The 22,199-nt window shown below is 33.3% G+C and carries 22 protein-coding genes; 11 read left to right on the top strand and 11 right to left on the bottom strand.

Annotation, left to right across the window (positions count from 1 at the left end; translation table 11 throughout):
* Positions 1-59 precede the first annotated feature (59 nt).
* Positions 60-1,355, top strand: coding sequence for a cryptochrome/photolyase family protein (locus AC1RRN_RS20180; protein WP_492969022.1), 1,296 nt, complete (start codon positions 60-62; stop codon positions 1,353-1,355).
* A 245-nt stretch (positions 1,356-1,600) separates the two neighbouring features.
* Here AC1RRN_RS20180 and AC1RRN_RS20175 read toward each other — a convergent pair whose 3' ends face one another.
* Positions 1,601-2,905, bottom strand: a complete 1,305-nt coding sequence (locus AC1RRN_RS20175) for an ABC1 kinase family protein (RefSeq protein ID WP_492969021.1) — start codon at positions 2,903-2,905, stop codon at positions 1,601-1,603.
* Complete coding sequence (locus AC1RRN_RS20170; protein WP_492969020.1) at positions 2,902-3,564, bottom strand: TetR family transcriptional regulator C-terminal domain-containing protein; 663 nt, start codon at positions 3,562-3,564, stop codon at positions 2,902-2,904. Before AC1RRN_RS20170 ends, AC1RRN_RS20175 begins: the two co-directional genes overlap by 4 nt.
* A 96-nt stretch (positions 3,565-3,660) precedes the next feature.
* Between AC1RRN_RS20170 and AC1RRN_RS20165 the strand changes: the two genes are divergently transcribed.
* On the top strand, positions 3,661-4,572 hold the full coding sequence (locus tag AC1RRN_RS20165) for a TIGR01777 family oxidoreductase (protein ID WP_492969019.1): 912 nt from the start codon (positions 3,661-3,663) through the stop codon (positions 4,570-4,572).
* Position 4,573: 1 nt separating this feature from the next.
* On the opposite strand, the gene AC1RRN_RS20160 is transcribed toward AC1RRN_RS20165, so the two are convergent.
* The 4 genes from AC1RRN_RS20160 to AC1RRN_RS20145 form a co-directional block, all read right to left on the bottom strand.
* Positions 4,574-5,143, bottom strand: coding sequence for a YceI family protein (locus AC1RRN_RS20160; protein WP_492969018.1), 570 nt, complete (start codon positions 5,141-5,143; stop codon positions 4,574-4,576).
* A gap of 232 nt (positions 5,144-5,375) precedes the next feature.
* On the bottom strand, positions 5,376-5,768 hold the full coding sequence (locus tag AC1RRN_RS20155; protein ID WP_492969017.1) for a VOC family protein: 393 nt from the start codon (positions 5,766-5,768) through the stop codon (positions 5,376-5,378).
* Positions 5,769-5,800: 32 nt separating this feature from the next.
* On the bottom strand, positions 5,801-6,349 hold the full coding sequence (locus AC1RRN_RS20150; RefSeq protein WP_492969016.1) for an acyl-CoA thioesterase: 549 nt from the start codon (positions 6,347-6,349) through the stop codon (positions 5,801-5,803).
* Positions 6,350-6,381: 32 nt separating this feature from the next.
* Positions 6,382-7,755 (bottom strand): DNA recombination protein RmuC, encoded by a 1,374-nt coding sequence (locus AC1RRN_RS20145; protein ID WP_492969015.1) that lies wholly within the window; start codon positions 7,753-7,755, stop codon positions 6,382-6,384.
* A 193-nt stretch (positions 7,756-7,948) separates the two neighbouring features.
* Between AC1RRN_RS20145 and AC1RRN_RS20140 the strand changes: the two genes are divergently transcribed.
* The 5 genes from AC1RRN_RS20140 to AC1RRN_RS20120 all read left to right on the top strand — a co-directional run bounded on the left by AC1RRN_RS20140 (position 7,949) and on the right by AC1RRN_RS20120 (position 12,402).
* Complete coding sequence (locus AC1RRN_RS20140) at positions 7,949-8,827, top strand: protease complex subunit PrcB family protein (protein ID WP_492969014.1); 879 nt, start codon at positions 7,949-7,951, stop codon at positions 8,825-8,827.
* 8 nt (positions 8,828-8,835) lie between these two features.
* A complete protein-coding gene (locus AC1RRN_RS20135; RefSeq protein WP_492969013.1) occupies positions 8,836-9,234 on the top strand; it encodes a hypothetical protein in 399 nt (132 codons plus the stop codon).
* A gap of 49 nt (positions 9,235-9,283) precedes the next feature.
* On the top strand, positions 9,284-9,838 hold the full coding sequence (locus tag AC1RRN_RS20130; RefSeq protein WP_492969012.1) for an RNA polymerase sigma factor: 555 nt from the start codon (positions 9,284-9,286) through the stop codon (positions 9,836-9,838).
* Positions 9,835-11,784, top strand: coding sequence for a hypothetical protein (locus tag AC1RRN_RS20125; RefSeq protein WP_492969011.1), 1,950 nt, complete (start codon positions 9,835-9,837; stop codon positions 11,782-11,784). Before AC1RRN_RS20130 ends, AC1RRN_RS20125 begins: the two co-directional genes overlap by 4 nt.
* A 93-nt stretch (positions 11,785-11,877) precedes the next feature.
* A complete protein-coding gene (locus AC1RRN_RS20120) occupies positions 11,878-12,402 on the top strand; it encodes a MepB family protein (protein WP_492969010.1) in 525 nt (174 codons plus the stop codon).
* A 57-nt stretch (positions 12,403-12,459) separates the two neighbouring features.
* Here AC1RRN_RS20120 and AC1RRN_RS20115 read toward each other — a convergent pair whose 3' ends face one another.
* Both AC1RRN_RS20115 and AC1RRN_RS20110 read right to left on the bottom strand, forming a co-directional pair.
* Positions 12,460-15,885: a T9SS type A sorting domain-containing protein gene (locus tag AC1RRN_RS20115; protein ID WP_492969009.1), complete on the bottom strand. Its 3,426-nt coding sequence runs from the start codon at positions 15,883-15,885 to the stop codon at positions 12,460-12,462.
* 210 nt (positions 15,886-16,095) lie between these two features.
* Positions 16,096-16,464, bottom strand: a complete 369-nt coding sequence (locus AC1RRN_RS20110) for a hypothetical protein (RefSeq protein ID WP_492969008.1) — start codon at positions 16,462-16,464, stop codon at positions 16,096-16,098.
* A gap of 259 nt (positions 16,465-16,723) precedes the next feature.
* On the opposite strand from AC1RRN_RS20110, the gene AC1RRN_RS20105 reads away from it, so the two are divergent.
* Together AC1RRN_RS20105 and AC1RRN_RS20100 are read left to right on the top strand one after the other, a co-directional pair.
* A complete protein-coding gene (locus tag AC1RRN_RS20105; RefSeq protein ID WP_492969007.1) occupies positions 16,724-17,296 on the top strand; it encodes a pseudouridine synthase in 573 nt (190 codons plus the stop codon).
* 72 nt (positions 17,297-17,368) lie between these two features.
* Positions 17,369-17,827 carry a tRNA (cytidine(34)-2'-O)-methyltransferase gene (locus AC1RRN_RS20100; RefSeq protein WP_199000072.1) on the top strand — a complete coding sequence of 153 codons (459 nt, stop codon included), beginning with the start codon at positions 17,369-17,371 and terminating at the stop codon, positions 17,825-17,827.
* A gap of 133 nt (positions 17,828-17,960) precedes the next feature.
* Here AC1RRN_RS20100 and AC1RRN_RS20095 read toward each other — a convergent pair whose 3' ends face one another.
* Genes AC1RRN_RS20095 through AC1RRN_RS20085 form a run of 3 tightly spaced genes read right to left on the bottom strand, consistent with a single transcriptional unit; the run spans position 17,961 to position 20,953 of the window.
* Positions 17,961-18,737 carry an ABC transporter ATP-binding protein gene (locus AC1RRN_RS20095; RefSeq protein ID WP_492969006.1) on the bottom strand — a complete coding sequence of 259 codons (777 nt, stop codon included), beginning with the start codon at positions 18,735-18,737 and terminating at the stop codon, positions 17,961-17,963.
* 43 nt (positions 18,738-18,780) lie between these two features.
* The gene (locus AC1RRN_RS20090) at positions 18,781-19,809 is read right to left on the bottom strand and encodes an iron chelate uptake ABC transporter family permease subunit (protein ID WP_492969005.1); all 1,029 of its coding nucleotides are present in this window, start codon (positions 19,807-19,809) and stop codon (positions 18,781-18,783) included.
* A 1-nt stretch (position 19,810) separates the two neighbouring features.
* Positions 19,811-20,953 carry an ABC transporter substrate-binding protein gene (locus AC1RRN_RS20085; RefSeq protein WP_492969004.1) on the bottom strand — a complete coding sequence of 381 codons (1,143 nt, stop codon included), beginning with the start codon at positions 20,951-20,953 and terminating at the stop codon, positions 19,811-19,813.
* Between the two features lie 173 nt (positions 20,954-21,126).
* Here AC1RRN_RS20085 and AC1RRN_RS20080 point away from each other — a divergent pair, with 173 nt between their 5' ends.
* A complete protein-coding gene (locus AC1RRN_RS20080) occupies positions 21,127-21,492 on the top strand; it encodes a C1orf53 family protein (protein ID WP_492969003.1) in 366 nt (121 codons plus the stop codon).
* A gap of 110 nt (positions 21,493-21,602) precedes the next feature.
* On the top strand, positions 21,603-22,109 hold the full coding sequence (cobU, locus tag AC1RRN_RS20075; RefSeq protein WP_492969002.1) for a bifunctional adenosylcobinamide kinase/adenosylcobinamide-phosphate guanylyltransferase: 507 nt from the start codon (positions 21,603-21,605) through the stop codon (positions 22,107-22,109).
* The last annotated feature ends 90 nt before the right edge of the window (positions 22,110-22,199 follow it).

The following is a 22,199-nucleotide window of genomic DNA, read 5'->3' as shown; positions in this document are numbered from 1 at the left end:
ATCTATGTTTCTATGTGTTTAAAAATACACAACAAATATATCTGTAGTAAAAATCAATAATGGCAAAACAAAAAGTTACCTTTTTCTGGTTTAGACGCGATTTGCGTTTAGAAGACAACACCGGATTATTTCATGCTTTACAATCAGATTTTCCCGTAATTCCATTATTTATTTTTGATGATGATATTCTGGAGAATCTCCCTAAAAATGATGCGCGGGTAAATTTTATTTATGATTCGCTGCAAAAGATTAAGGATGAACTTTCAAAAATAAATTCTTCTATTTTAATCAAAAAAGGAAAAACTATAGAAGTCTGGAAATCACTTTTAGAAGAATACGACATTCAAAACATTTTCTTCAATAAAGATTATGAACCTTTTGCCATAAAAAGAGACTTAGCAATTTCATCTCTGCTAAAAGAGAACAATATCGAATCTCTTTCCTTTAAAGATCATGTAATTTTTGAGGAAAAAGAAATCACAAAAGCAGATGGACTTCCTTATACGATTTACACTCCATACAAAAATAAATGGCTGGAGAAATATCATCTTTCCGGTGGCGCTTCAGAATACAATTCGGAATCACTATTCAATAATTTTGCTAAAACTCAGTTTGATTTTCCAGAATTAGCAGAAATTGGTTTTGAAAAAAGTTCTATAAAAGTACTTCCTCATAACTTAACACAAATTGCTAATTATAAAGAAACCAGAGATTTTCCTGCTTTAGACAGCACTTCTTACCTTTCTCCTCATTTACGTTTTGGAACGGTTAGTATCAGGAAATTAGTGAATTGGGCAAATCGAAAAAATCAAACTTTTTTGAGTGAATTAATCTGGAGAGAATTTTTTATTCAGATTCTTTTTAATTTCCCAAATTGCGTTAATCATAACTTCAAATCGGCTTATGATGGCATTCAGTGGCGCAATAACGAAGACGATTTTAAACGCTGGTGTTCCGGAACAACGGGTTACCCAATGGTCGATGCCGGAATGCGTCAACTTAATGAAACCGGTTATATGCACAATCGCGTTCGTATGGTTGTTGCGAGTTTTTTATGCAAACATCTACTCATAAACTGGCAATGGGGCGAAGCTTATTTTGCAGAGAAATTATTAGATTTTGAGTTGGCATCCAACGTAGGAAATTGGCAATGGGCCGCAGGAACAGGTTGCGATGCAGCGCCTTATTTTAGAGTTTTTAATCCTGAAATTCAACTAAAGAAATTTGACGAAAAAGGAATCTACATCCGCAAATGGATTCCGGAATTTGATTTGGGATATAATGAACCAATGGTGGATCACGCTTTTGCGAGAGATCGCGCGATTGCGACTTATAAAGCGGGAATTTTGAAATAAGTTATTTTGTTTCAGGTTTCAGGTTTAACCGCAAGGTTCGCAATGATTCTACGCAAGGCTCGCAAAGGGATTATAACGCAATCTTGTCATCCTGACGAAGGAAGGATCACACAAGAAACTCCGCACAGAAAATCGACAATCTTTGTCGAACAACTAGTGTGATCCTTCCTTCGTCAGGATGACATACTTTGTGTTAATTTATAGTTATCAACCTGAAACTTGAAACCTGAAACAAAATAAACTTTTTAATATTTCAAATAATTCGTCACCACTATTTTCGCTTTTAAATCAAACATTAAATTATATAAACCAAAGAAAGTACGATTCATATAAATAAAGTGCTTAGAACCGCGGTTACCGTTCATTTTTTTGAGATTGGTATCATTTGAGAAACGTTCGCCTAATTTAGCAATGCTTTCGAAAAAAGTTTCATCGGCAAAATCGAAAGTTTCGTCTTTAAACGGTTTTGTAAAAAGGGATAGCAAATCATGAAACATCTCCGTAAAATATTCTATTTCTGAGGGCGAATCATCTGGACGCAGAATTTCCAATTCGAATAATTTCTGATTAAAAAGAGCTGGATCTGTAATCACATTTTTATTGATCAACTCAAAATAGGGTACATAAAAATCTTCCGGGATTTGCTTCATACAACCAAAATCCAAGGCAATTAATTGATTTTGATCGTTTACCAAAAAGTTTCCTGGATGCGGATCAGCGTGGACTTTTTTCAAAACATGAATTTGATACATATAGAAATCCCAAAGCGCCTGACCCAATTTATCTCCTACTTCCTGATCTGTATTTTTAGCGGTAAACTCTGAAAGATGAATTCCTGTCATCCAATCCATTGTGATGATTTTCTCCGATGAAAATTCCGGATAATAATTCGGAAAAATTATGTTTTCAATTTTACTGCAGGCTTCAACAACTTCCTGACTTTGTTTTAATTCTAATAGGTAATTGGTTTCTTCAATCAGTTTGTCTTCAACTTCCTTAAAATATTTATCAGAATCTTTTCCCTGCAAATTAAACATTCGAATCGCAATAGGTTTTACTAAAGCTAAATCTGAAGAAATGCTATTCGCAACTCCCGGATACTGAATTTTAACGGCTAATTTTTTATCATTTTTCTTCGCCAAATGCACCTGACCAATACTTGCTGCATTTACCGAATTAGCATTGAATTCGTCAAAAATTTCATAAGGCGTTTTGCCGAAATTCGTTTTAAATGTTTTTAAAACCAACGGTGCCGAAAGCGGCGGAACAGAAAATTGCGATAACGAAAATTTTTCTACATATGCCTGAGGCAAAAAGTTTTTGTCCATGCTTAGCATTTGAGCAACTTTCAAGGCACTTCCTTTCAGGCTTTTTAGTCCGTCGTAAATATCTTCTGCATTATTTTCATTTAATTTATCTCTGGTTAAGTCCGGATTGACCATTTTTTCGGCGTAATGTTTAACATAATTTACGCCTATTTTCGCTCCGGTTTGCACCAATTTTCCCGCTCTTTCTATTTTTGATGTTGGTATATAATCGATTGTTTTCATTGTTTGCTGTATATTTTTTCTTTGAATAGAAATTTTCCAAAATCTATCAAATGATTTAGTGGCGCAACATTCATTAATTCGAACGAAGCATTAACTGATTTTTCGATAAAAATATCTGTTTTCTCAAAAGCAGCAGATTCATCATCCATCCAGAATTTTATTGTCATCATCAATTGAAGCCATGCCGATTCCTGAATCCCTTTTTCCTGAAATTTTTGAAATTTTTCTTGTTCCAGTCTATAATCGTCTGTCAGGATTTCAGAAACATATTCTTTAAACGATTCACGAAGCGAAGTCAGTTGCACTAAATTTTTTAATGGATTTCTGTCGAGTTTCAGCGATTGTAAAACATAACTTCTATTGGCTGTCAGAATCTCGAAGAAAGTGAAATAAAAACTCAACATTTTGTTCTTCATATCATATTCCTGATAATCCGAATTTTTATGAAGCAAATCAATTGTATTGACTAAAAAGAGTCTGAATATCTCTTTTTCTAAACCTTCCAGTGTTCCAAAAAAAGCATAAAATTCCGCTTCTGTAAAATCATTTTCTTTTGCAAAATGATAAACTGATTTTGGCTTTTGTCCTTTTTCTAAAACTTCATTCATGTACATTGAAACGATATCTTCTTTGCTGATTATCTTCTTTTTAGTGGCCATTTCATTTAAATTTAGAATTTGCCCTAAAGGTAAGCAATGTTTAAGTACCTTTACTTATCGTTAAACAAGATGCACTGTTAAATATATTATAATATAATGACTAAGAATGTTTTACTCACCGGAGGAACTGGATTTATCGGTAAGCATCTTACAGATGTTCTTATCGAAAGCGGCTTTACAGTATCTATTTTAAGTCGTTCTACCAGAAAAAATACGCCATCGATTACGTACTATAAATGGAATCTAAAAGATAACTATATTGAGAAAGATGCTATTCTGAATGCAGATTATATTATTCATTTGGCAGGCGAAGGAATTGTAGAAAAACGGTGGACTAAAAAGCGCAAAAAAGCCATTCTTGAAAGTCGTATCAGACCCATCGAACTCATTTTTTCTATTTTAAAAGAAAACAATAAAACTTTGGACGCTTTTGTTTCAGCTTCTGCAGTTGGTATTTATGGCGCCATTACAAGTCAGGAAATTTGTACCGAGAATACTCCTCCGGCAAATGACTTTCTAGGCACGACTTGTCAAAAATGGGAAGCGGCGGCCGATGAGATTAGTTCATTGGGAATTAGAACCGTAAAAATCCGAACTGGAATTGTTTTGGGAAAAGATGAAGCTTTTCTAAAAAAAATAATGCCGAGTTTTAAAGCTGGCATTGGTACCATTTTAGGTTCCGGAAAACAATATTTACCGTGGATTCATGTGGAAGATTTATGTCAGATTTACCTAAAAGCAATAGTTGACACTGAAATGCAAGGTGCATACAATGCCACTATTACTGATAATACTACAAATGCAACCCTTTCAAGAATTTTGGCGCATTTATATGGATATACTATTTGGCTTCCCAATATACCGGCGTTTTTAATCAGATTTGCATTAGGCGAAATGAGTATTGCTGTTCTGGAAGGTCAAAGGGTTTCATCTGAAAAAATACAAAAAACAGGTTTTGAGTTTCAATATACAGATATTGAGGCAACGCTCTCTACGAGCCTAACCTGATTTATTTCAAAGTCACCAGGAAATCGTCTTGGTTTCGTATTACTCCAATCAAATCTGTATTAGCTGTTTGTGAAATTTTTTCGGCTATTCGATTCGGAATTTGGATATTAAAATCAGATACCGCAATTGGAAAATCGGAATGAATCTGGATTCCGTCGTTTACTCTTTTCAAAAAGGCTTTCACTTCAATTTCTTTAGACTTACCACGAACAGTCAATTTGCCCTTTATCGTATATTCCTTTTCAGTTTCATTAATATCCTTCAAATCAAATTTGGCAATTTTGCCTTTAAAAACCGCTTTGGGATAGCGATTACTTTCCATATAATTGTCATTAAAATGTTCTTGCATTAAATCCAGTTTAAAGCGAAAATCTTTGACAATAACAGTGCAGATGAAGACGCTTGTTTTAGGTTCCAAAACAATCGCAACAGATCTATTTACTGCTTTTACTTCTTCGAACAAGGGCACCGAAGCCTCAAAATTTACAGTCGCCGTATTGGTTGTAAATTTTTCCTGAGCAAATAAAGAAAATGCAGAAAAAAGCAAAATTAATAATGTAGTTCTTTTCATAATCGTCAGCAATTAAACAATTATGTCATTCGGTTTTTTTAGTGGGGACTAACTAAAAAAAGAATCAGATTTTTTAAAAATCGAATGGCAATACTCCGTGAAAATATAGTAACTTATCTATACACTTAAAGTTACGAAATTTTCCAGCTATTAGTTGTTCAATTATGCTAAATATTTGTGAAAAGTTTTTTGTTGTAAAATGTGAAATGTTGTTTGTGAATGCTTTTACAAACTATTTCATTTCAGTACAAATTTCTACTAAGAATCCATCCAGATCCCTAACATAGGCGACAATTTGTCCCCATGGTTTTGCAGTTGGTTCTTTTACCAGCACTGCTCCAAATGAAGTTGCTTTTTGCACCAATTCCGGAACATCATCTGTAATAAAACCAATTTCAATGGCAAAAGGTTTATTGTCTAAATTACTTTCAACAAAACCATCTTTTAAATTTTCGCTTGCCAGTTTTTTTGATGCAAAAGAAAGTGTTGTTTCACCCGTAATTAATTCACCATAATCATTATCAGGAGTTATAAATTTTCTTGAAAAACCAAATACATTTTCATAAAATACAATTGACTCTTCTACATTTTCTACATATAAAATTGTATATCCAAATTTTACCATTTTGATTTGATTTAAATTAAACTTTTACTTTTTTAACTAATTTCTAAAAGTACATTATATTTATCTAAACTGGCTAAATCTTCAATCGAATTTACATTGGTAATTTTAGAATGTTCTTCAACTTCTTTTCGTACTTCAATATGTTTAATTGCTTTTCTAAAACGACGAACCTCTTCTAAATTAGACAATATAAGTCCGGGAACCTGAACGCTATTACCTTCTTTATCTTTTGCCACCATTGTAAAATAAGACGAATTACAATGTTTAACAACTCCTGTCTGAATGTTTTCTGCTTCAACACGAATTCCGACTACCATTGAACTTCTTCCAACATAATTTACAGAAGCTTTCATGGTAACCAATTCTCCCACTTCAATAGGTTTTAAAAAGTTTACCGTATCGACTGAGGCCGTTACACAGTAATTCCCTGAAAATTTTGAGGCCGAAGCAAAGGCAATCTGATCCAGTAATTGTAAAATATATCCTCCGTGAATTTTACCGCTGAAATTGGTATGCGATGGCAACATTAATTCGGAAATACTTATTTTCGATGAAGAAACGGGTTTGAAATCTGCAGTCATATATTGTGGTATTATTAAATAGGTAAATGTTTTTAATTCAGTAATTGATTTTCATCAGTACTTGAAGCTCTGGCAATAATATTTTCAGGAAGCGACTTTTTGGCCTTTGCTCCCATTTTCTTTAATTTTTCGACACTCGAAATTAAATTTCCTTTTCCATCGACCAACTTATTCATGGCGCTATCGTATTCATTTTTGGTATCTTTTATCTTGTTTCCAATTCTCACCAAATCGGCAACAAAACCTTCAAATTTATCGTATAAAGCTCCCGCTTGTCTTGCAATTTCAAAAGCATTTTCCTGCTGTTTCTGGTTTGCCCACATACTGTCAATCGTTCTTAAAGTTGCCAGCAAAGTACTTGGTGTTACAATTACAATATTGCGATCAAATGCTTTGTTATATAAAGCTGAATCTTCATTTAATGCAATCGCAAAAGCCGGTTCTATCGGAATAAAAAGCAACACAAAATCAGGACTTTCGATTTGATATAAGTCGTGATAATTTTTATTTCCGAGTTGTTCTACGTGTCTTTTGATAGAATTGACATGTTCTTTCAAATAATCAATTTTAAGAATTTCTGATTCTTCATTGATCCATTTTTCATACGCGACCAAAGAAACTTTAGAATCGACAATCATTTTTTTGCCATCGGGTAAGTTGATAACGACATCAGGAAAAACGCGGGTTCCTTCATTATTTGTAAAACTTTGCTGTACTTCGTACTCACGTCCTTTTTCTAAACCTGATTTTTCTAAAACACGTTCCAATACTAATTCACCCCAATTACCCTGCATTTTACTATCTCCTTTTAAGGCTTTGGTCAGATTTAAGGTTTCCTTGCTCATTTGGGCATTCATTTCGCTTAAACCAACAATCTGCTGACGCAAGGCCGCGTGATAATCAATACTTTCTTTGTGCGTTTGTTCGACTTTTTTCTCAAATCCCTGAATTTTATCCTGCAATGGCAACAAGATGTTTTTCATGTTAACACTATTCTGTTCCGTGAATTTAGCCGACTTTTCTTCAAGGATTTTGTTTGCTAAATTTTCAAATTCTTTAGTAAATTTTTCCTGAAGTTCGGTAATCTCAGCCTTTTGCTCTTTATGACGCTCCCATAAATTTTCAAAATCTACTTCTTTTTTAGAAAGCTGGATTGCCAAACTATCTTTTTCAGTTCTGATATATTCTTTTTCTACAGTATTTGAATGTAGTAATTTCTCAAAACTTCTTTTTTCATTTTCAAATTGCTCTTTCTGCAATTGCAATTGATTTGTATTGGCATTTAATCTTTCCTCTAAACTCACCTTTTCTGATTGAAATTTAGCCGAAAACAGTATTCTTCCTAAGTAAATCCCCAGAAACAAAGCCACAATAAAAGCCAATAAATACGGAAGAAAATCAAACATAACTAAGTTCTTTTTTACGTAAAAGTACGCAATAATACGTAGTGCTTAATTTTTAAAATTAAAATTTCACTAATTATTACCAATCCTGAATTAAATAAACATTCTCAAAAAAAATTAGCACAAAAAATAATTCTGCACGCAACCATTTTAAAAAAGCACATCTAGTTAATATAAACCTATTAAAATATTACCAATGAAAAAATTAATGTTAAGCTTGTTTATAGCTTTTGGATTTAGTGCCTGCTCTCTTAGTAATGATGATATGAATAATGTTGATTGCGGAGCAAACACAGAAGTAGCTTTTACAGGATTTCCACTTTTATGTAATTACGCTGTCAAAAGTTTACCTACTAATCCTGCAGCCATCGTAGTAAACTCAACGGAAAGAATGGAGTATTACTTTACCAAACACGAAAATACTTGTACCGTTCCAAGTGATCCAAATATTGATTTTACCAAAAATTATCTGGTAGGAATTTTTGCCGGAGCAAAACCTACAAGTGGTTATGCCATCAAGATCACAAGTATTGTCGAAAATAATTGCCAATTGGTCATCAATTTTTATGAAAAAGGACCTCAGGCTGGCGAGACACTTTCATCTTCACCAACGTATCCGTCAGATTTTATTTTGATTCCTAAAACTGCAAAACCTATTATTTTCAACAGAACAACAGAAAGTCCTGATAATATTGTAATTGGAAGTTATAACAGTAAATGTGTAGGTTCAGATTGCCAAAATTTCTTTCAGATAAACGATTACAATATTCAGAAATTTCAGAATGTAGTAGCTGGCAATTATGATTTTGGTCAATATAAATATACTACTACTACAAAAAGGGATTTGTATACTTTGTTTACTAAAAGCATACCAACTGAAATTTTAAACCTAAAAGGACAAACTAAAACATACGGAACACCAGACTCAGCTGATCAGGGTGGAATTTATTTTGAGTTAACACAAGGTGGATCAGTTACCAAAATTTATATCGACAACAACGATACTGAAGATCAAAATTCAGAAATTAAACTTTTCAAAAAGGTCATTCAGGATAAAATCACAAGTTTAAAATAATTCATATTATGAAAAAACATTTTTTATTTTTTATTGTATTTGGTCTTTTCACCGCAGCGTACTCACTGGAAACAAAAAGTTTGGCTGCTGGTTCTATCATAAACACCTGGATTTGGGAAAAATCAATGGGAGGAACAAGTAATCCTTATACAGCGACCCCAAAGACTATCGGTTTCAACAAGAAAATTGTTTTTACCCTGGACGGAAGGGTTATTACTTATAAAAATGATGTTGAAATTAGAAACAGTACATATCAAATAGAAAAAGGTATCGGATTTTTTGACCATTCAGAGCATGACCTGATTACTTTTGAAGGCAAAACCTATATCATAGAAAATCTTGATAATCAAAACTTAACAATCGTTAGTAATAACCAGGATGCTGCTCGTAGCATTTATAAAAGATAGTTTTTTAAGTTTATAAAAACTATTTTTGCAAAACCAAATTTAACCATTTTTGAAAGACGATTTAGAAAAATATATCAGGCAATGCATGCAAAATGACAGAGGAGGACAACTGAAAATTTATCAGTTGTTCTCTCCTGTATTATATGGTATTTGCCTAAAATATATGAAAAATGAAGATGATGCAAAGGATGTTTTTCAGGAAGCATTTGTCATTGTTTTTCAAAAAATTGGCCAGTATAAATTTGAAGGAAGCTTTGAAGGCTGGCTAAAACGTATTTTTATAAATAAGCTTATCGAAACTTTAAACAAGAAGAAAAAAGAAAGTTTCTTTCTTGATGTTTTTGATCCTGATACCGATTTTACTGAAGAAGAAGAATTAGATATAATTCCGATAGAGCAAGAAAAATTGCTGGAATATATTCGGGATTTACCTGATCAGTACCGGACCGTTTTTAACTTGTATGTTTTTGAAAAGATGAAACACAAAGACATAGCCGAATTATTAAAAATTTCAGAAGGAACATCAAAATCAAATTTAAACAGAGCGAAGGGCATTTTGCAAAAAAGGATTTTGAGCTTAAAAAAAAATTTTAAAATAGCATGAAAAAGCAGAATATAGAAGATATTTTTTCATCAATGGAAGACTTTTCAAGTGTTCCGCCTCCAGAATTGTGGGCAAACATTGAGGAAAAACTGGATAAACCTAAAAAGAAGAAAAGAGCTATTCTTTGGTGGTCAGCAGCGGCATGCCTTTTATTAGGCTTGTTATTGCCTTCTGTTTTATATTTTAGCTCGAATAGCGGAATAAAAACCATAAATAATGGCACCGGAGGAAACAATAGCGTTGTTATCGATGAGAGCAAAAAAGACATTAACAATACAAAAACAATTTCTACAGAAGAAAATAGCATCGAAAATAAATCCGGAATTGTAAAAAAATCTTCAGAAGAAAGTTCAAAAAACAGCTCTAATAATTCTGAAGAAAACCAAACCAAAGAAACTGCAGTTGCCCATGTTGATTCTAAAAACAAAACTAATACTGGCTCTTCAGATGTAAAATTAAATTCAGAAAAAGGAAATACAAATCAGGCTGTAGCGGAACAAACAGCTGTATCAGAAAAGAAAAATCAATTCAACTCATTTTCGGAAAAGAAAAATACAAATACAGAGAAGAAAAATACAAATCAGGCTGTAGCTGAACAAACAGTTATTTCAGAAAAGAAAAATCAATTCAACTCATTTTCGGAAAAGAAAAATTTAAATACAGAAAAGAAAAACACAAATCAGGTTGTAGCTGAGAAAACATTTACTACCGGAAATCAAAATCAGTTCAATTCGTTTTCAAAAAATCAAAGTTTAAGCCCTGAAAAAAGAAATGGAAATCAGGTTGTAGCCAATAAAAGTTTTATCTCAAAAAATCAAAATTCATTTAATTCAGCAAACAAGAGTCAATTCTCTGAAACTGAAAAAAGAGATGCGGACAAGATTTTAGCAGAAAAAAGATTTACAACCGGAAAAAAACAAAATCAATTTAATTCGTTTTCAAAGAATCAGGCACCAAATTCTATTTTTGAAAATCAGTTGAATTCGAATTCTGGTAATATAGCTTTAGGAACTTCAAATTCGGTTTTGAATAACAATAAACAAGCAACAATAACAGACAACAAAAAAGAAATAGCATCAACACCTATTAAAACAGAAAAAGCTGTCGCGGATAATGCTCCAAAAGGCAATTCTAAATTCAGCAATGTGTTGAGCAAACAAGATTCTGTTCAGTTGGCAGAGCTTCAAAATTTAGAAAAAGGTATACTTCCTGAAGTTAAAAAAGGAAACGAGAAAAAACCGAAAACTTCATCAACAGCCGAAAAATGGGCTCTTGAAGTTTTTGCAGGAATTGCTAATTCTGAAAACTATAAAAATGACAAAACTTTAGGCAACGTAAACGATTCGAAACAAAGTAGTACGTACGGTGTTAAAACTAAATATAAAATCAATAAAAAATGGGCTGTTGGTTCTGGTTTCAAAATCAATGAACTAGGGCAAAGTGTGGCTAATGTTTCTTATATAAAAACGGCCAACAATGCTTTTTTAAGTTCGAACGATTATTTCGTTCAAAATTCAACAGTTCCGCAAATCGCCAGCGAAAATGGTTATGTATTAGTATCTAATACAACTAAAAATGCATTAAAAAGCGACAATGTACAAAGCGGAAGTTTAGATCAAAGTTTACGATATGTTGAGATGCCATTAGAAGTTTCGTATGCTATTTTTTCTAAAAATAAAGCTTCTATCAGTTTAAATACAGGCGGTTTTGTTGGTAAACTGATATCTAATAATGTTGCTATAGATGGTAATTCATTAGGCAAAAATGTAAATGCAAATGATTTTGTATACGGTTCTACATTAAGTAGTACAGTACAATATAGGGTTTACAAAAAAACAAATGTATTTGTAGAGCCTGCCATGAATTATTATGTAAACCCATTGAACAGTCAATCCTTCAATCAATTTCAATGGGGACTAAATTTCGGACTAAATGTTTCATTTTAAATAAAAAAACAATATATTTAACACCCAAAAACCTACGTAACCCCTAAACCTACAATAATTTTGAAAACAAGCTTAAAAGCGAGTCTTCTCAAAATGATCGTAAAAAACCATTGGACAAATCACAAGTCTATCCCCAGAGATTTGCTTTTGGCCAAAGAACTGGTTTATGATTGTTTTGATTTTGACTGTTCGCAACCGCAGCAGGAAAGCGAAAGCATTGATTACAGTGCTTATCGTTTTTATCTAAATGAGAAATTTATTTGCTACAGAGAAGCCAAAATTACCCCAACAAAAACTGGCCAATTTGTTACTTTGTGGAAACGAAGCCGATTAGGAACAATTGAACCTTTTGATTCTTCTGATTTAATCGATTTTGTTTTCGTTAGTGTTCGAAAAGATGATCTTTTTGGGCAATTTATTTTTCCTAAACATGTGTTACTTGAAAGAGGAATCTTTTCGACAGCAACCCAAGAAGGAAAAAGAGCAATAAGAGTTTATCCACCCTGGGACGAAACAAACAACAAACAAGCTAAAAAAACTCAAAATTGGCAGTTGCAATATTTCTTTGAAATAACGCCTGAACCCGATTTTGATACTTTTAGGGAATTAATTGATTAAGCATAAAAAATGGCTGTCTCTTTCGAGACAGCCATTTTACTTTAATTCTATTTCTATTTATTTTTTAACGATTTTATTGCTATAAACAACTTTATTGTTTTCACTTAAAGTATAAACATAAATTCCTGATCTAAGATTCTCTAATGGAATTACAATATCTTTTTTTTCATCAGTCCCTCTTATTTCAATTGGTTTTCCAACTAAATGTCCAGAAATATCATAAAGCCTTAATTTTAAAATTTTATCCTCTTTCGTTTTTATTGACACATTCATTACATTGGTTGCCGGATTAGGATAAGCTTGTACAAAATAACCATTATTTGTTCCGAAATCAATGGTAGACAAAACATCTTTTTTCAATTCAAAACGGGCAATTACAGGACCATGATCTGAAGTTGTATTAGTATAATTTGAAATATCATTTCGAGGATCATAAACAGCAATCGAATTCGGAATATATTGATCCGTAAGTTCATTAGAAATAACAATATGATCTAAAAACCCACCCGAACTCAAAAAACTATAAGCACCAGCCTTACTAATATCTAAAGTAAGCGAATTATAACGGCCTGTATCTTCAACTATTTTTTGATATGATGAAGGATTACCAGCAATAACAGATGCCTTAACATCATCGTTAAAATCTCCCAAAATCATAAAATTAGCATTTGGAAATTCAACATCCAGACTGTCTTTCAGTAATTCTACATCATATTTACGCATATTGTATCTGGAAATATCAGATCCGCTATTGGCACGAGCGTGAAGATCAATCAGATTAATTTCTTTTTTAATTCCGCCAATATTTGTTTCTATTTTTACCAGATATGGCAATCGTCCAGAAGAAAAGAAGCTATCATCATTACCATCTGTACTTGGATAATTCGCTAAAGTTTTTGTTCCTGCACGAACCTCATCATACAATTTCTTAAACATAACACGAGTGCTTTTTACACTAGTTGTCTGTGTATTATAAAGTACGACTAATTTCTGAGGTGGAAAATTAGGATCAGCAGCATTAAAAGAATACGACCATGATGTTGAAATTGATTTATCAAAAGTTTTTCCGTTGATATTAATTTTCTGAATCAAAAGATCTAAAGACGGATCATCAGAAACTTCCTGAACAACATAAACATCAGCATTTAATTTGTTCATTACTTTAGCAACATTTTCAATTTGCAAAGCGTCATCTGTTGGGCCAAATTCAACGCCATCAGTTCCTTTTACATCGGTACCAAAAAACTCCAGATTGTAGGTTACGATGTCAAAAGTATCGGCTTTTAGCCACGAAGATCCTGTTAAAGATCCTATTTGTTTATTTAGACCAGTTCCTGTAACAGTTAAAGTTCCAGATATATTCAACGCTTTTGCAGAAGGGGTAAATCGAACATAGACTATTTTTCCTGCCATTGCATCAGCTGCAGTTATGAAAACATCTGACTGAAAAGAAATATTATCCAATGACAACTGGTAATCTGCCGGAGCTTTTATCGTTATATCATTATAACCTTCTGACTTGAAAACAAAAGACTGGCTTGTTGATATTGTATTACTAGTAACTTCTCCAAAATCTAAAATAGGATTTGCTGCCACAAAACCAACTTCATTCGTTATGGCAACATCGTCTAACGACCATTCTGCCGCATTATTTGTTCCTCCGGCTGTAGTCACATAAACCCATGCCACATAAGTATGATTTGTTTTATAAGGTCCTAAATTTATGTATTGTGATTGTTTATAAACACCTGTAATAGTTGGAAAGCCGCCTGGTATTTCTGTCCACGTTGCCGTTTCAGGATTGCTTTTGCCATCATAATTAACAGAAACCATTAATTTTAAATCGGTACCTGCATAAAACTTGCGGGAGTAAAAAGACAGCAATGGAATTTGGGTAAAATTATCCAAACGTAATCTTGGCGAAATCAACCAATCTTTACTTGGACCATTATCAGAATAGCCGTTAACAAGTACCGCTCCGGTTCCTGAATTTACATTTCGTGTCACTGTTGTACCTGTCCAAAAATTCGCATTACCTGCAACATTATATTGCGTCCAGCCACTATTGGTTAAAACAGCCGGATCATTAAACCCTTGTACATACGGATTAATTCCTGTTCCTGAGAGCGTAACTATTTTGCTTGTCGCACCGGTTGATTCGTGTGTTATCTGTCCGGAAAAACTACCTGTAGCAGTTGGTGTAAAACGAACATAGACCGTTGGTGTTGCATTTGAGGCAAAATCAGCTACAGTGTATGTTAAAGAAGTTCCAAACGCTGTGTTATCTTTAGAAATAGTGAAATTTCCTGTAGTCGTAACTGTAACGTCAGCTGAAAGATTAGCGGCCTGAATTTGATAGCTTGCACTTTCTGTAGTAAAACCTGTTTCTGAAAATCCTAAAGCAAGAGAGGCAACAGTTGTGGTCACAGAAGGAATTACTGCAGCTGGAGTTGTTACATCAACTTTTACAACATTTGCCTGTATATTTCCATATGGATCTTCTGAAATGGAAAAAACAGAATAAGCAGTACTAATAGTAAGTCCGGTAAAACTTTTTAAATATATCTGAGCTGGATCTGTAACATCAAAAAAACCTGATTGCAAAGCCGCTGCTCCATTTGCATCCTGGCCCGCTTTTATTTGAGCTATACTTGGAGTTGTACTCCCACCAGCCAATAATACATAGTAGGTCTTTCCGATTTCATCTAATTTATTAGAAAAATCAAAACTGTTTGATAAAATATTGTCTGCTTTTGGATAACCCACCGTGTTTATTGGAGCGGTGACATCACTTTTTATATCAATATTATCGATTGCAAACGATGGTCTTGACCCTGAACCGGAAACTTGTCTTGAAATCCATCTTATTTGAATTTCAGGCTGATTGTCACATTCAGTAGGCAACGTAATCTTAAAAGTTTTTAAATTTTGAGGAGTGGTAACAGCCGTTATCTGTTTTACATCGTTATTTGCATATGCAGTTGATAATAGTGAAATAAAAGGAGCAGTTGTTCCTACTCTATATTGCAAAACCATCTCATTTATACGTGTATTGGTTGTAGTTGGCGGAACATCATAAGGATTACGAATTGTCATTGCATCATATTGAACCTGAATCGCTTTTTGATTAGTGGCATCAAAAGCAAATCCAATTGACAGATCAAGTCCGCTAGTATTCAAAAATCCAATTTTCCCATCATAATTATAAATATTACCAGTACCGACAGCAGCCGTACCATTTATCGTCAGAGGTCTGTCTACACCTACAGCAGCACTTGTATTAAAAACCGAACCTGGCGATGTACTTGCTGTCCAGCCCTGAAATCCAACCGGGTAAACGTCAGGACTTGTGGCTAATACGTTAAAATTTTGTGTATAAGGCAATGCTCGTTTTTCTGGAAACGTCTGAGCAAATACAGATAATGAGCAATAAAAAAAACTTAAAAAAGCCATTAAATGGCGAACTGAGTAGATCTTTTTCATAGGTTAAGAAATAGAGTTTTTAGAAGTTAAAGTTATCGCCTTTAAAGTTAAGATAATATTGTCAAAACTTAAATTAATTGTAAGATTTTTAAATCATGTATAGAATAAAAACTTATCTACTCACAAAACCTGACAAAAAAAGCTGCCTGAAATTCAGACAGCTTTCCTTTTCTTTTATCAAAATTCAAACCTCGGCAATGAACAAAAAAATCACTCATCCAATTTCATATTTCCTCTGTCTTCATGACTTTCCGGATTTGAATTCGGATACCGGTTTGGTGTTACATCTGAATTTCGATCTTTATTCTCTACTGTTTTTTTAGCTTCTTCTTCTGTCGAAACGCCCCGATTGGCATTTGGATTATTTGGATTTACATCATTTGAAGTTTCTTTGATACTTTCGTTTTCATTTCGGGCCCTATCTACGATTTCTTTGTTTCCACTTTTATCAGTCACAACTTCTTGTTTAATCTCTGACTCATGAAATTCAGTATCGTGTGGAATATTTTTGCCTTTCGCTTCATCAATATTTTTTTGCGTTCCGTTTATTTTTTTAGAACCTAAATTACTTGTTTCCATGACTTTACTTATTTTAAATTCTTTTCTATAATATTACAAATTTTAAATCTGAACATTTTATGGCTTAACATTGCTTTTGTTTTATAATTGCCATTTTTTTCAAAAATTATTACATTCCATTATTGATATTATTTTCCGTTACCATTATCTGGTTTGTATATGAACGGTTGAAAAAAATGAAATCAAAAAGCTAAAATCCAATTCGATATTACTTTAATACTTGAAGAACAAAACTATCTTTGCATTCAAAATTTAAAACATGCATCAACATTTCATTCTTTTTAAACCTTATGGCTATTTAAGTCAATTTATTTATGAACTAAAAAGAAAGAAAAAGCTTTTGGGGGAATTATATGATTTTCCCGAAGGAACTATGGCAATTGGCCGTTTAGACGAAGATTCAGAAGGATTGCTTTTGCTTACTACAGATGGAAAAGTTAGCGAACAAATAAGAAGCAAAAAAGTGGATAAAGAATATTATGTACAAGTTGACGGCATCATAACTCCTGAAGCAATTGAACAATTGCAAAAAGGCGTAGAAATTGGTTTTGATGGCGGAAAATACAAAACCAAACCCTGTAAAGCTTTTATTGTTACTGAAATTCCTGATTTTGGACCAAGGGCAAAAAAAATTCGGGACGAACGCCATGGCCCAACTTCATGGGCTTCTATAACTGTAAATGAAGGAAAGTTTCGTCAGGTTCGTAAAATGACCGCAGCGGTTGGCTTTCCTACTTTAAGATTGGTTCGTGTTAGAATAGGAAATGTATATTTGCAAAACTTAAAAGCCGGAGAAGTCTTAGAAGTTCCCGATTTTAAATTAGATAATTAGAAAATGTGTCAATTAGATAATTATAGACTCATCTAACTTCTAACTTTTATCATATAACAAATAACTAAAAAAATGCTAAACGTTGTTCTTGTAGAACCAGAAATACCAAATAATACGGGGAATATTGGACGCTTATGTGTGGGGACGGAAAGTCGCTTACACTTAATTCATCCTTTTGGATTTGTGATTAATGATAAAAACCTAAAACGTTCGGGTTTGGATTATTGGGTGCATCTTGATGTGACCGAATATCAAAATATAGAAGAATGGATTCAGCAGATTCCTGATCAATCACGTGTTTTTTTAATGAGTTCGCATGCCGAAAAATCTTACTTAGAAACCGATTTTCAGGATGGAGACTGGTTGGTTTTTGGAAAAGAAAGTGTTGGTTTAAGCAAGGAAGTTTTAGCTCGTTTTGAGAATCATTTAACGATTCCGATGTCGAAGTTAATTCGCAGTTTTAATATTGCCAATTCTGTCGCTTTTGTTGTTGGGGAAGCTAAGAGACAGATTGGGTTGAAAAAAGTTTAATCGTTTAGCGGATTTCAAAATTCTTATGAAAACTGGTGCCCTAGCCCTGATGGGAGCGGCATCCTTTTGTGGCGGGGTTCGCCACAAAAGATATAGCGGACAGCAGGATTAGCTACTGAAAACAACTATACTTCTACGTAATTACAAACTTTCCTTTTTCGGCATCAAAAATAATATGTTCATCTTTGAACAAAGTCGCAAAACTTCCTTTCGAAATTAAATTACAAGGCTCATCCTGAACAACAAATTCTGGTGTCATGATGATCATTTCATCACTTAACTGAATGGCCAAATCGATATCATGTGTGGAGAATAAAATACATTTTTGAGTTTCCTGCGTTAGCTTTTTCAGCAATTTAAAAAGCGAAACTTTATGCAATAAATCTAAATGTGTTGTGGGTTCATCCAGAATAATTAACGGCGTATCTTGTGCCAAAGCTCTTGCAATTAAAACCTTTTGCAATTGCCCGTCACTGATCTCAAAATGCCTTTTTTGTGCCAAATGTTCGATTTGGGTTAACGCCATTGCTAGCTGCACTTTTTCGATATCTTCTGAAGTTAAAGTTCCAATCCAATTGGTATACGGTTGTCTTCCCAAAGCCACTAATTCAAAAACAGAAAGATTACTCGGCGGTAATTTTTCGGTTAAAACCAAACTTAGGTTTTGTGCCAAATCTAACGGATTATAGCTGTTTATATTCTTATCATTCAGAAGCACTTTTCCTGATAATGGTTGCTGAATTCCCGTAATCGTTCGCAATAAAGTTGATTTTCCAATTCCGTTCGCACCAATTAACGAAATGAGTTTTCCCGAATTTAAACTCAAATTTAGATTTTCAGCAATAGTCACAGTTGCTTTCTTGGACTTGTAGCCAATAGATAAATTCGATGTTTCTAGAATTGTTTTCATTCTTTTAAAGTTGCTAAGATACTGAGACGCTAAGGTTCTAAGATTACTGAAAATTTCTTTTTCTTATCAATAACCAAATTACAACCGGAGCACCAATTATAGACGTAATTGCATTTATTGGAAGCGTAACATCAAACCCCGGCATTTGAGAAACTATATCACAGAATAATACAATTGTAGCTCCAAAAAGCAATGTACTCCAAAACAAAATCATATGGTTACTGGTTTGAAAAGTAAGTTTTGCGATATGCGGAACAGCTAAACCAATAAAAGCAATTGGACCAGCAAAAGCAGTTATACTTCCGGCTAAAATACTGGTTGCAAAAATAATGATCAAACGTGCTTTTTTGAAATTCAGCCCCATACTTTTAGCATAATTTTCGCCCAAAAGCAAAGCATTCAAAGGCTTAATACTGCCTGCACTTAAAATTAAGCCAAAAAATACACTGACACCTAAAACTGTGATTGATTTCCAGGAAAGATTTCCAAGGTTTCCTAGCGACCAAAATGTAAATTTTTGCAGTTGTTCGGCAGTACTAAAGTAAGTTAAAACACTAACAATTGCGGTTGTAAAACTTCCAAACATTAATCCGACAATTAAGATAGCCATCGTATCGCGTAATCGTTGTGAAACTACTAAAACCAATAATAAAACAAGTGTACTTCCTAAAGTCGAAGCCAAAACAATTCCGTATGATGATAATGCGATAATTTTCAAAAAAGAAGGCAAAAATCCAGCACCGAGAATCACAAAGGCCACTCCCAGACTTGCACCTGAACTTAATCCTAAAACATACGGTCCTGCAAGCGGATTTCTAAACAAAGTCTGCATCAACAAACCACTTATTGAAAGTCCGGTTCCGACTAAAACTGCTGTAATTGCTTTTGGTAAACGGTAATTGATAATAATATATTCCCAGGTTGATTTACTTGCCTGACCTCCAGTTAAACTCGCATAAACATCTTTAAACGGAATATTCACCGAACCCAAACTAAGACTTGCAAAAAACATCAGAAGAAGCCCTAAACCCAGAACGATAAATAAAATGGTATTTCGTTTTTTGTTTGCCAATTTAGTTCAGTTTAGATGCAAAAGTAAACTCATAACTCGGCAGTAAATCCGGGTGAAAAATTTTTATATAATCTTTCAAAACCAAATCTGGACGGCTTGGCGATAATTCATAATAAATAGTTCCGCCGGTTGCTCCAAACTTACTTTCTAAAGTATAAATGGTTTTATTTTTAAAAGCATCAAATTCACTATAATGCGGATTTGCTTTCTGCAATTCGGCTAAAGTCTGAAAAGATCCTGAAGCAATCCAAACGTTAGCAGTTTTGGCTTTGTCTAATACTTTTTCGAATGATAAACCTTCGCTTCCGGTTCCTTTTAAATCGGCCCATAAATAATTAGACTGTGCATCTTTCATAAATTGTGCTACCCAGCTATTTCCTTTTGCAACGTACCAAACGTCTTCATACATAGAACCATATAAAACGGTTGTGGTTGCAGGCTTTTCGGCTACTAATTTTTTAGCCTGATTATAGCTTTCGACAATCTTGTCAAATAATTCTTTGGCTTTATCTTCTTTACTAAACAAGGCTCCATAGAGTTTAATCCATTCGGCTTTTCCAAGTGGAGATTGTTCCATCCAGTCGGCCTGAATCATAACATTTAAACCACTTTTCTTTAAGTTATCCAGCATCGGATTATTATTGTCAACTCCAAAAGTCACAATTAAATCTGGCGACAATTCTATTAATTGTTCAATATTTAATTTTTCATTTTGCCCAACGTTTTTTACCGAACCTTTATCAATTAAAATTCTGGTTTTTTCAGAAGAGATATAATCGGTATGTGGAAAACCTACCAATTTATTTTCAACATCCAACATTTCAAGATAGGGAATATTAGTAGTTGATGTAACAACAACCGTTTCCAACGGAACTTTGATTGTGGTATAAGTTTGGAGGCTATCCGGAACTTTGGCATCTTTTTCTTTTAAAATATATTTGAAATCTTTATTGGCATTTGGCCATGGATTTGAAACTATTACAACCGAATATCCTTCGTGTTTTACAATAGAAAGTCCAGATGCATATTCTATACTATTTTGGGCAATTGGAGATTTTGCAACTTCAGCAGTTTCATTTTTTTTACAACCTATAAGAAGAAAAAAAGACAAAACATAAAACGTTTTAGGTAATAAATGTTTCATATGTTAGTTATACTATTTTGGAATTTGAAATCGTTAAGTCCCAATATCGGCACAGATTTTGAATGTTACAATTTCATTATTTAAATTTTCTATGACGACAAAGGTAAGGCAATTTCTATTTTTTTTGTTTACTTTTATTCTTACAAAATTCAACAAATTATCTTTTACTATTTATGAATACCACAAAAACCAAAGTTTGCTCAAGTTGCGAATCTAATTTTAGCTGCGGAGATACTTCTGTTGAAAATAAATGTTGGTGTAATGATTACCCTCCTATTTTTAATCTTTCTGAAGGAGGAGATTGTCTTTGTCCTCTTTGCTTTAAAGAAGCCTGCGTAGACAAAATAGATGCTTATGTCGAAACTATGACGCCTACAAAAGCTTTACAAAATAAAGCCATATCTTTACCAAAAACCGCAAAACTTATTGAAGATATCGATTATTATAAGGAAGATGGCAATACTGTCTTTACCAGTTGGTTTCATTTGAAACGTGGCAATTGCTGTGGAAATGGTTGTCGTCATTGCCCTTATAAATAATTTTGAGTTATAAATTATGAATTTTGAGTTCATTACTTATTCAATTCATTTTTTAATTTCCGTCAAAAAACTCATAACTTATAATTCAAAACTCATAACTCAAGAACAAAATGATTTACTTAATTACCGGCGGCGAGCGATCTGGAAAAAGCAGTTATGCACAAAATTTAGCATTAAAACTTTCAGATGCACCAATTTATGTGGCAACAGCCAGAAAATGGGACGATGATTTCCAAACCAGAATCGATCGTCATCAGCAAGAACGCGACCAACGTTGGACTAACATTGAAAAAGAAAAACATTTAAGCGAAATTAATTTTTCAGAAAAAGTTGCTTTAATTGATTGTGTCACGCTTTGGCTGACTAACTTTTTTGTCGACCATAAATATGATGTGATTTTAAGTTTAGAAGAAGCAAAAAAAGAGTTTCTTACGATTGCAAACCAGGAAAACGCAACACTAATTATTGTTACAAACGAAATTGGAATGGGTGTTCATGCCGAAACCCATATCGGAAGAAAATTCACAGAACTTCAAGGCTGGATGAATCAATTTTTGGCCTCAAATGCAGATGAAGTGATTTTGATGGTTTCAGGAATTCCAGTAAAAATTAAATAAAATTCCATCCCGAAGCCTCGGGATAAATTCAAATTCCAAGGTATTGCCTTAACTTTGCATAAATTCAAACATTCAAATTAATTTTTTTTA

It is taken from the genome of Flavobacterium sp. GW821-FHT11G01, assembly GCF_058808175.1.
The sequence above is the reverse complement of the archived record's forward strand: the minus strand, read 5'-3'. Positions and strand labels throughout refer to the sequence as shown.

What these genes read in the sequence shown, in the direction of transcription:
- AC1RRN_RS20115 (WP_492969009.1), bottom strand. Translation starts at nt 15,885, where the DNA reads ATGAAAAAGATCTACTCAGTTCGCCATTTAATGGCTTTTTTAAGTTTT.
- AC1RRN_RS20120 (WP_492969010.1), top strand. Translation starts at nt 11,878, where the DNA reads ATGATCGTAAAAAACCATTGGACAAATCACAAGTCTATCCCCAGAGAT.
- AC1RRN_RS20145 (WP_492969015.1), bottom strand. Translation starts at nt 7,755, where the DNA reads ATGTTTGATTTTCTTCCGTATTTATTGGCTTTTATTGTGGCTTTGTTT.
- AC1RRN_RS20125 (WP_492969011.1), top strand. Translation starts at nt 9,835, where the DNA reads ATGAAAAAGCAGAATATAGAAGATATTTTTTCATCAATGGAAGACTTT.
- AC1RRN_RS20110 (WP_492969008.1), bottom strand. Translation starts at nt 16,464, where the DNA reads ATGGAAACAAGTAATTTAGGTTCTAAAAAAATAAACGGAACGCAAAAA.
- AC1RRN_RS20105 (WP_492969007.1), top strand. Translation starts at nt 16,724, where the DNA reads ATGCATCAACATTTCATTCTTTTTAAACCTTATGGCTATTTAAGTCAA.
- AC1RRN_RS20080 (WP_492969003.1), top strand. Translation starts at nt 21,127, where the DNA reads ATGAATACCACAAAAACCAAAGTTTGCTCAAGTTGCGAATCTAATTTT.
- AC1RRN_RS20165 (WP_492969019.1), top strand. Translation starts at nt 3,661, where the DNA reads ATGACTAAGAATGTTTTACTCACCGGAGGAACTGGATTTATCGGTAAG.
- AC1RRN_RS20100 (WP_199000072.1), top strand. Translation starts at nt 17,369, where the DNA reads ATGCTAAACGTTGTTCTTGTAGAACCAGAAATACCAAATAATACGGGG.
- AC1RRN_RS20150 (WP_492969016.1), bottom strand. Translation starts at nt 6,349, where the DNA reads ATGACTGCAGATTTCAAACCCGTTTCTTCATCGAAAATAAGTATTTCC.
- cobU (WP_492969002.1), top strand. Translation starts at nt 21,603, where the DNA reads ATGATTTACTTAATTACCGGCGGCGAGCGATCTGGAAAAAGCAGTTAT.
- AC1RRN_RS20160 (WP_492969018.1), bottom strand. Translation starts at nt 5,143, where the DNA reads ATGAAAAGAACTACATTATTAATTTTGCTTTTTTCTGCATTTTCTTTA.
- AC1RRN_RS20095 (WP_492969006.1), bottom strand. Translation starts at nt 18,737, where the DNA reads ATGAAAACAATTCTAGAAACATCGAATTTATCTATTGGCTACAAGTCC.
- AC1RRN_RS20085 (WP_492969004.1), bottom strand. Translation starts at nt 20,953, where the DNA reads ATGAAACATTTATTACCTAAAACGTTTTATGTTTTGTCTTTTTTTCTT.
- AC1RRN_RS20170 (WP_492969020.1), bottom strand. Translation starts at nt 3,564, where the DNA reads ATGGCCACTAAAAAGAAGATAATCAGCAAAGAAGATATCGTTTCAATG.
- AC1RRN_RS20180 (WP_492969022.1), top strand. Translation starts at nt 60, where the DNA reads ATGGCAAAACAAAAAGTTACCTTTTTCTGGTTTAGACGCGATTTGCGT.
- AC1RRN_RS20140 (WP_492969014.1), top strand. Translation starts at nt 7,949, where the DNA reads ATGAAAAAATTAATGTTAAGCTTGTTTATAGCTTTTGGATTTAGTGCC.
- AC1RRN_RS20135 (WP_492969013.1), top strand. Translation starts at nt 8,836, where the DNA reads ATGAAAAAACATTTTTTATTTTTTATTGTATTTGGTCTTTTCACCGCA.
- AC1RRN_RS20175 (WP_492969021.1), bottom strand. Translation starts at nt 2,905, where the DNA reads ATGAAAACAATCGATTATATACCAACATCAAAAATAGAAAGAGCGGGA.
- AC1RRN_RS20155 (WP_492969017.1), bottom strand. Translation starts at nt 5,768, where the DNA reads ATGGTAAAATTTGGATATACAATTTTATATGTAGAAAATGTAGAAGAG.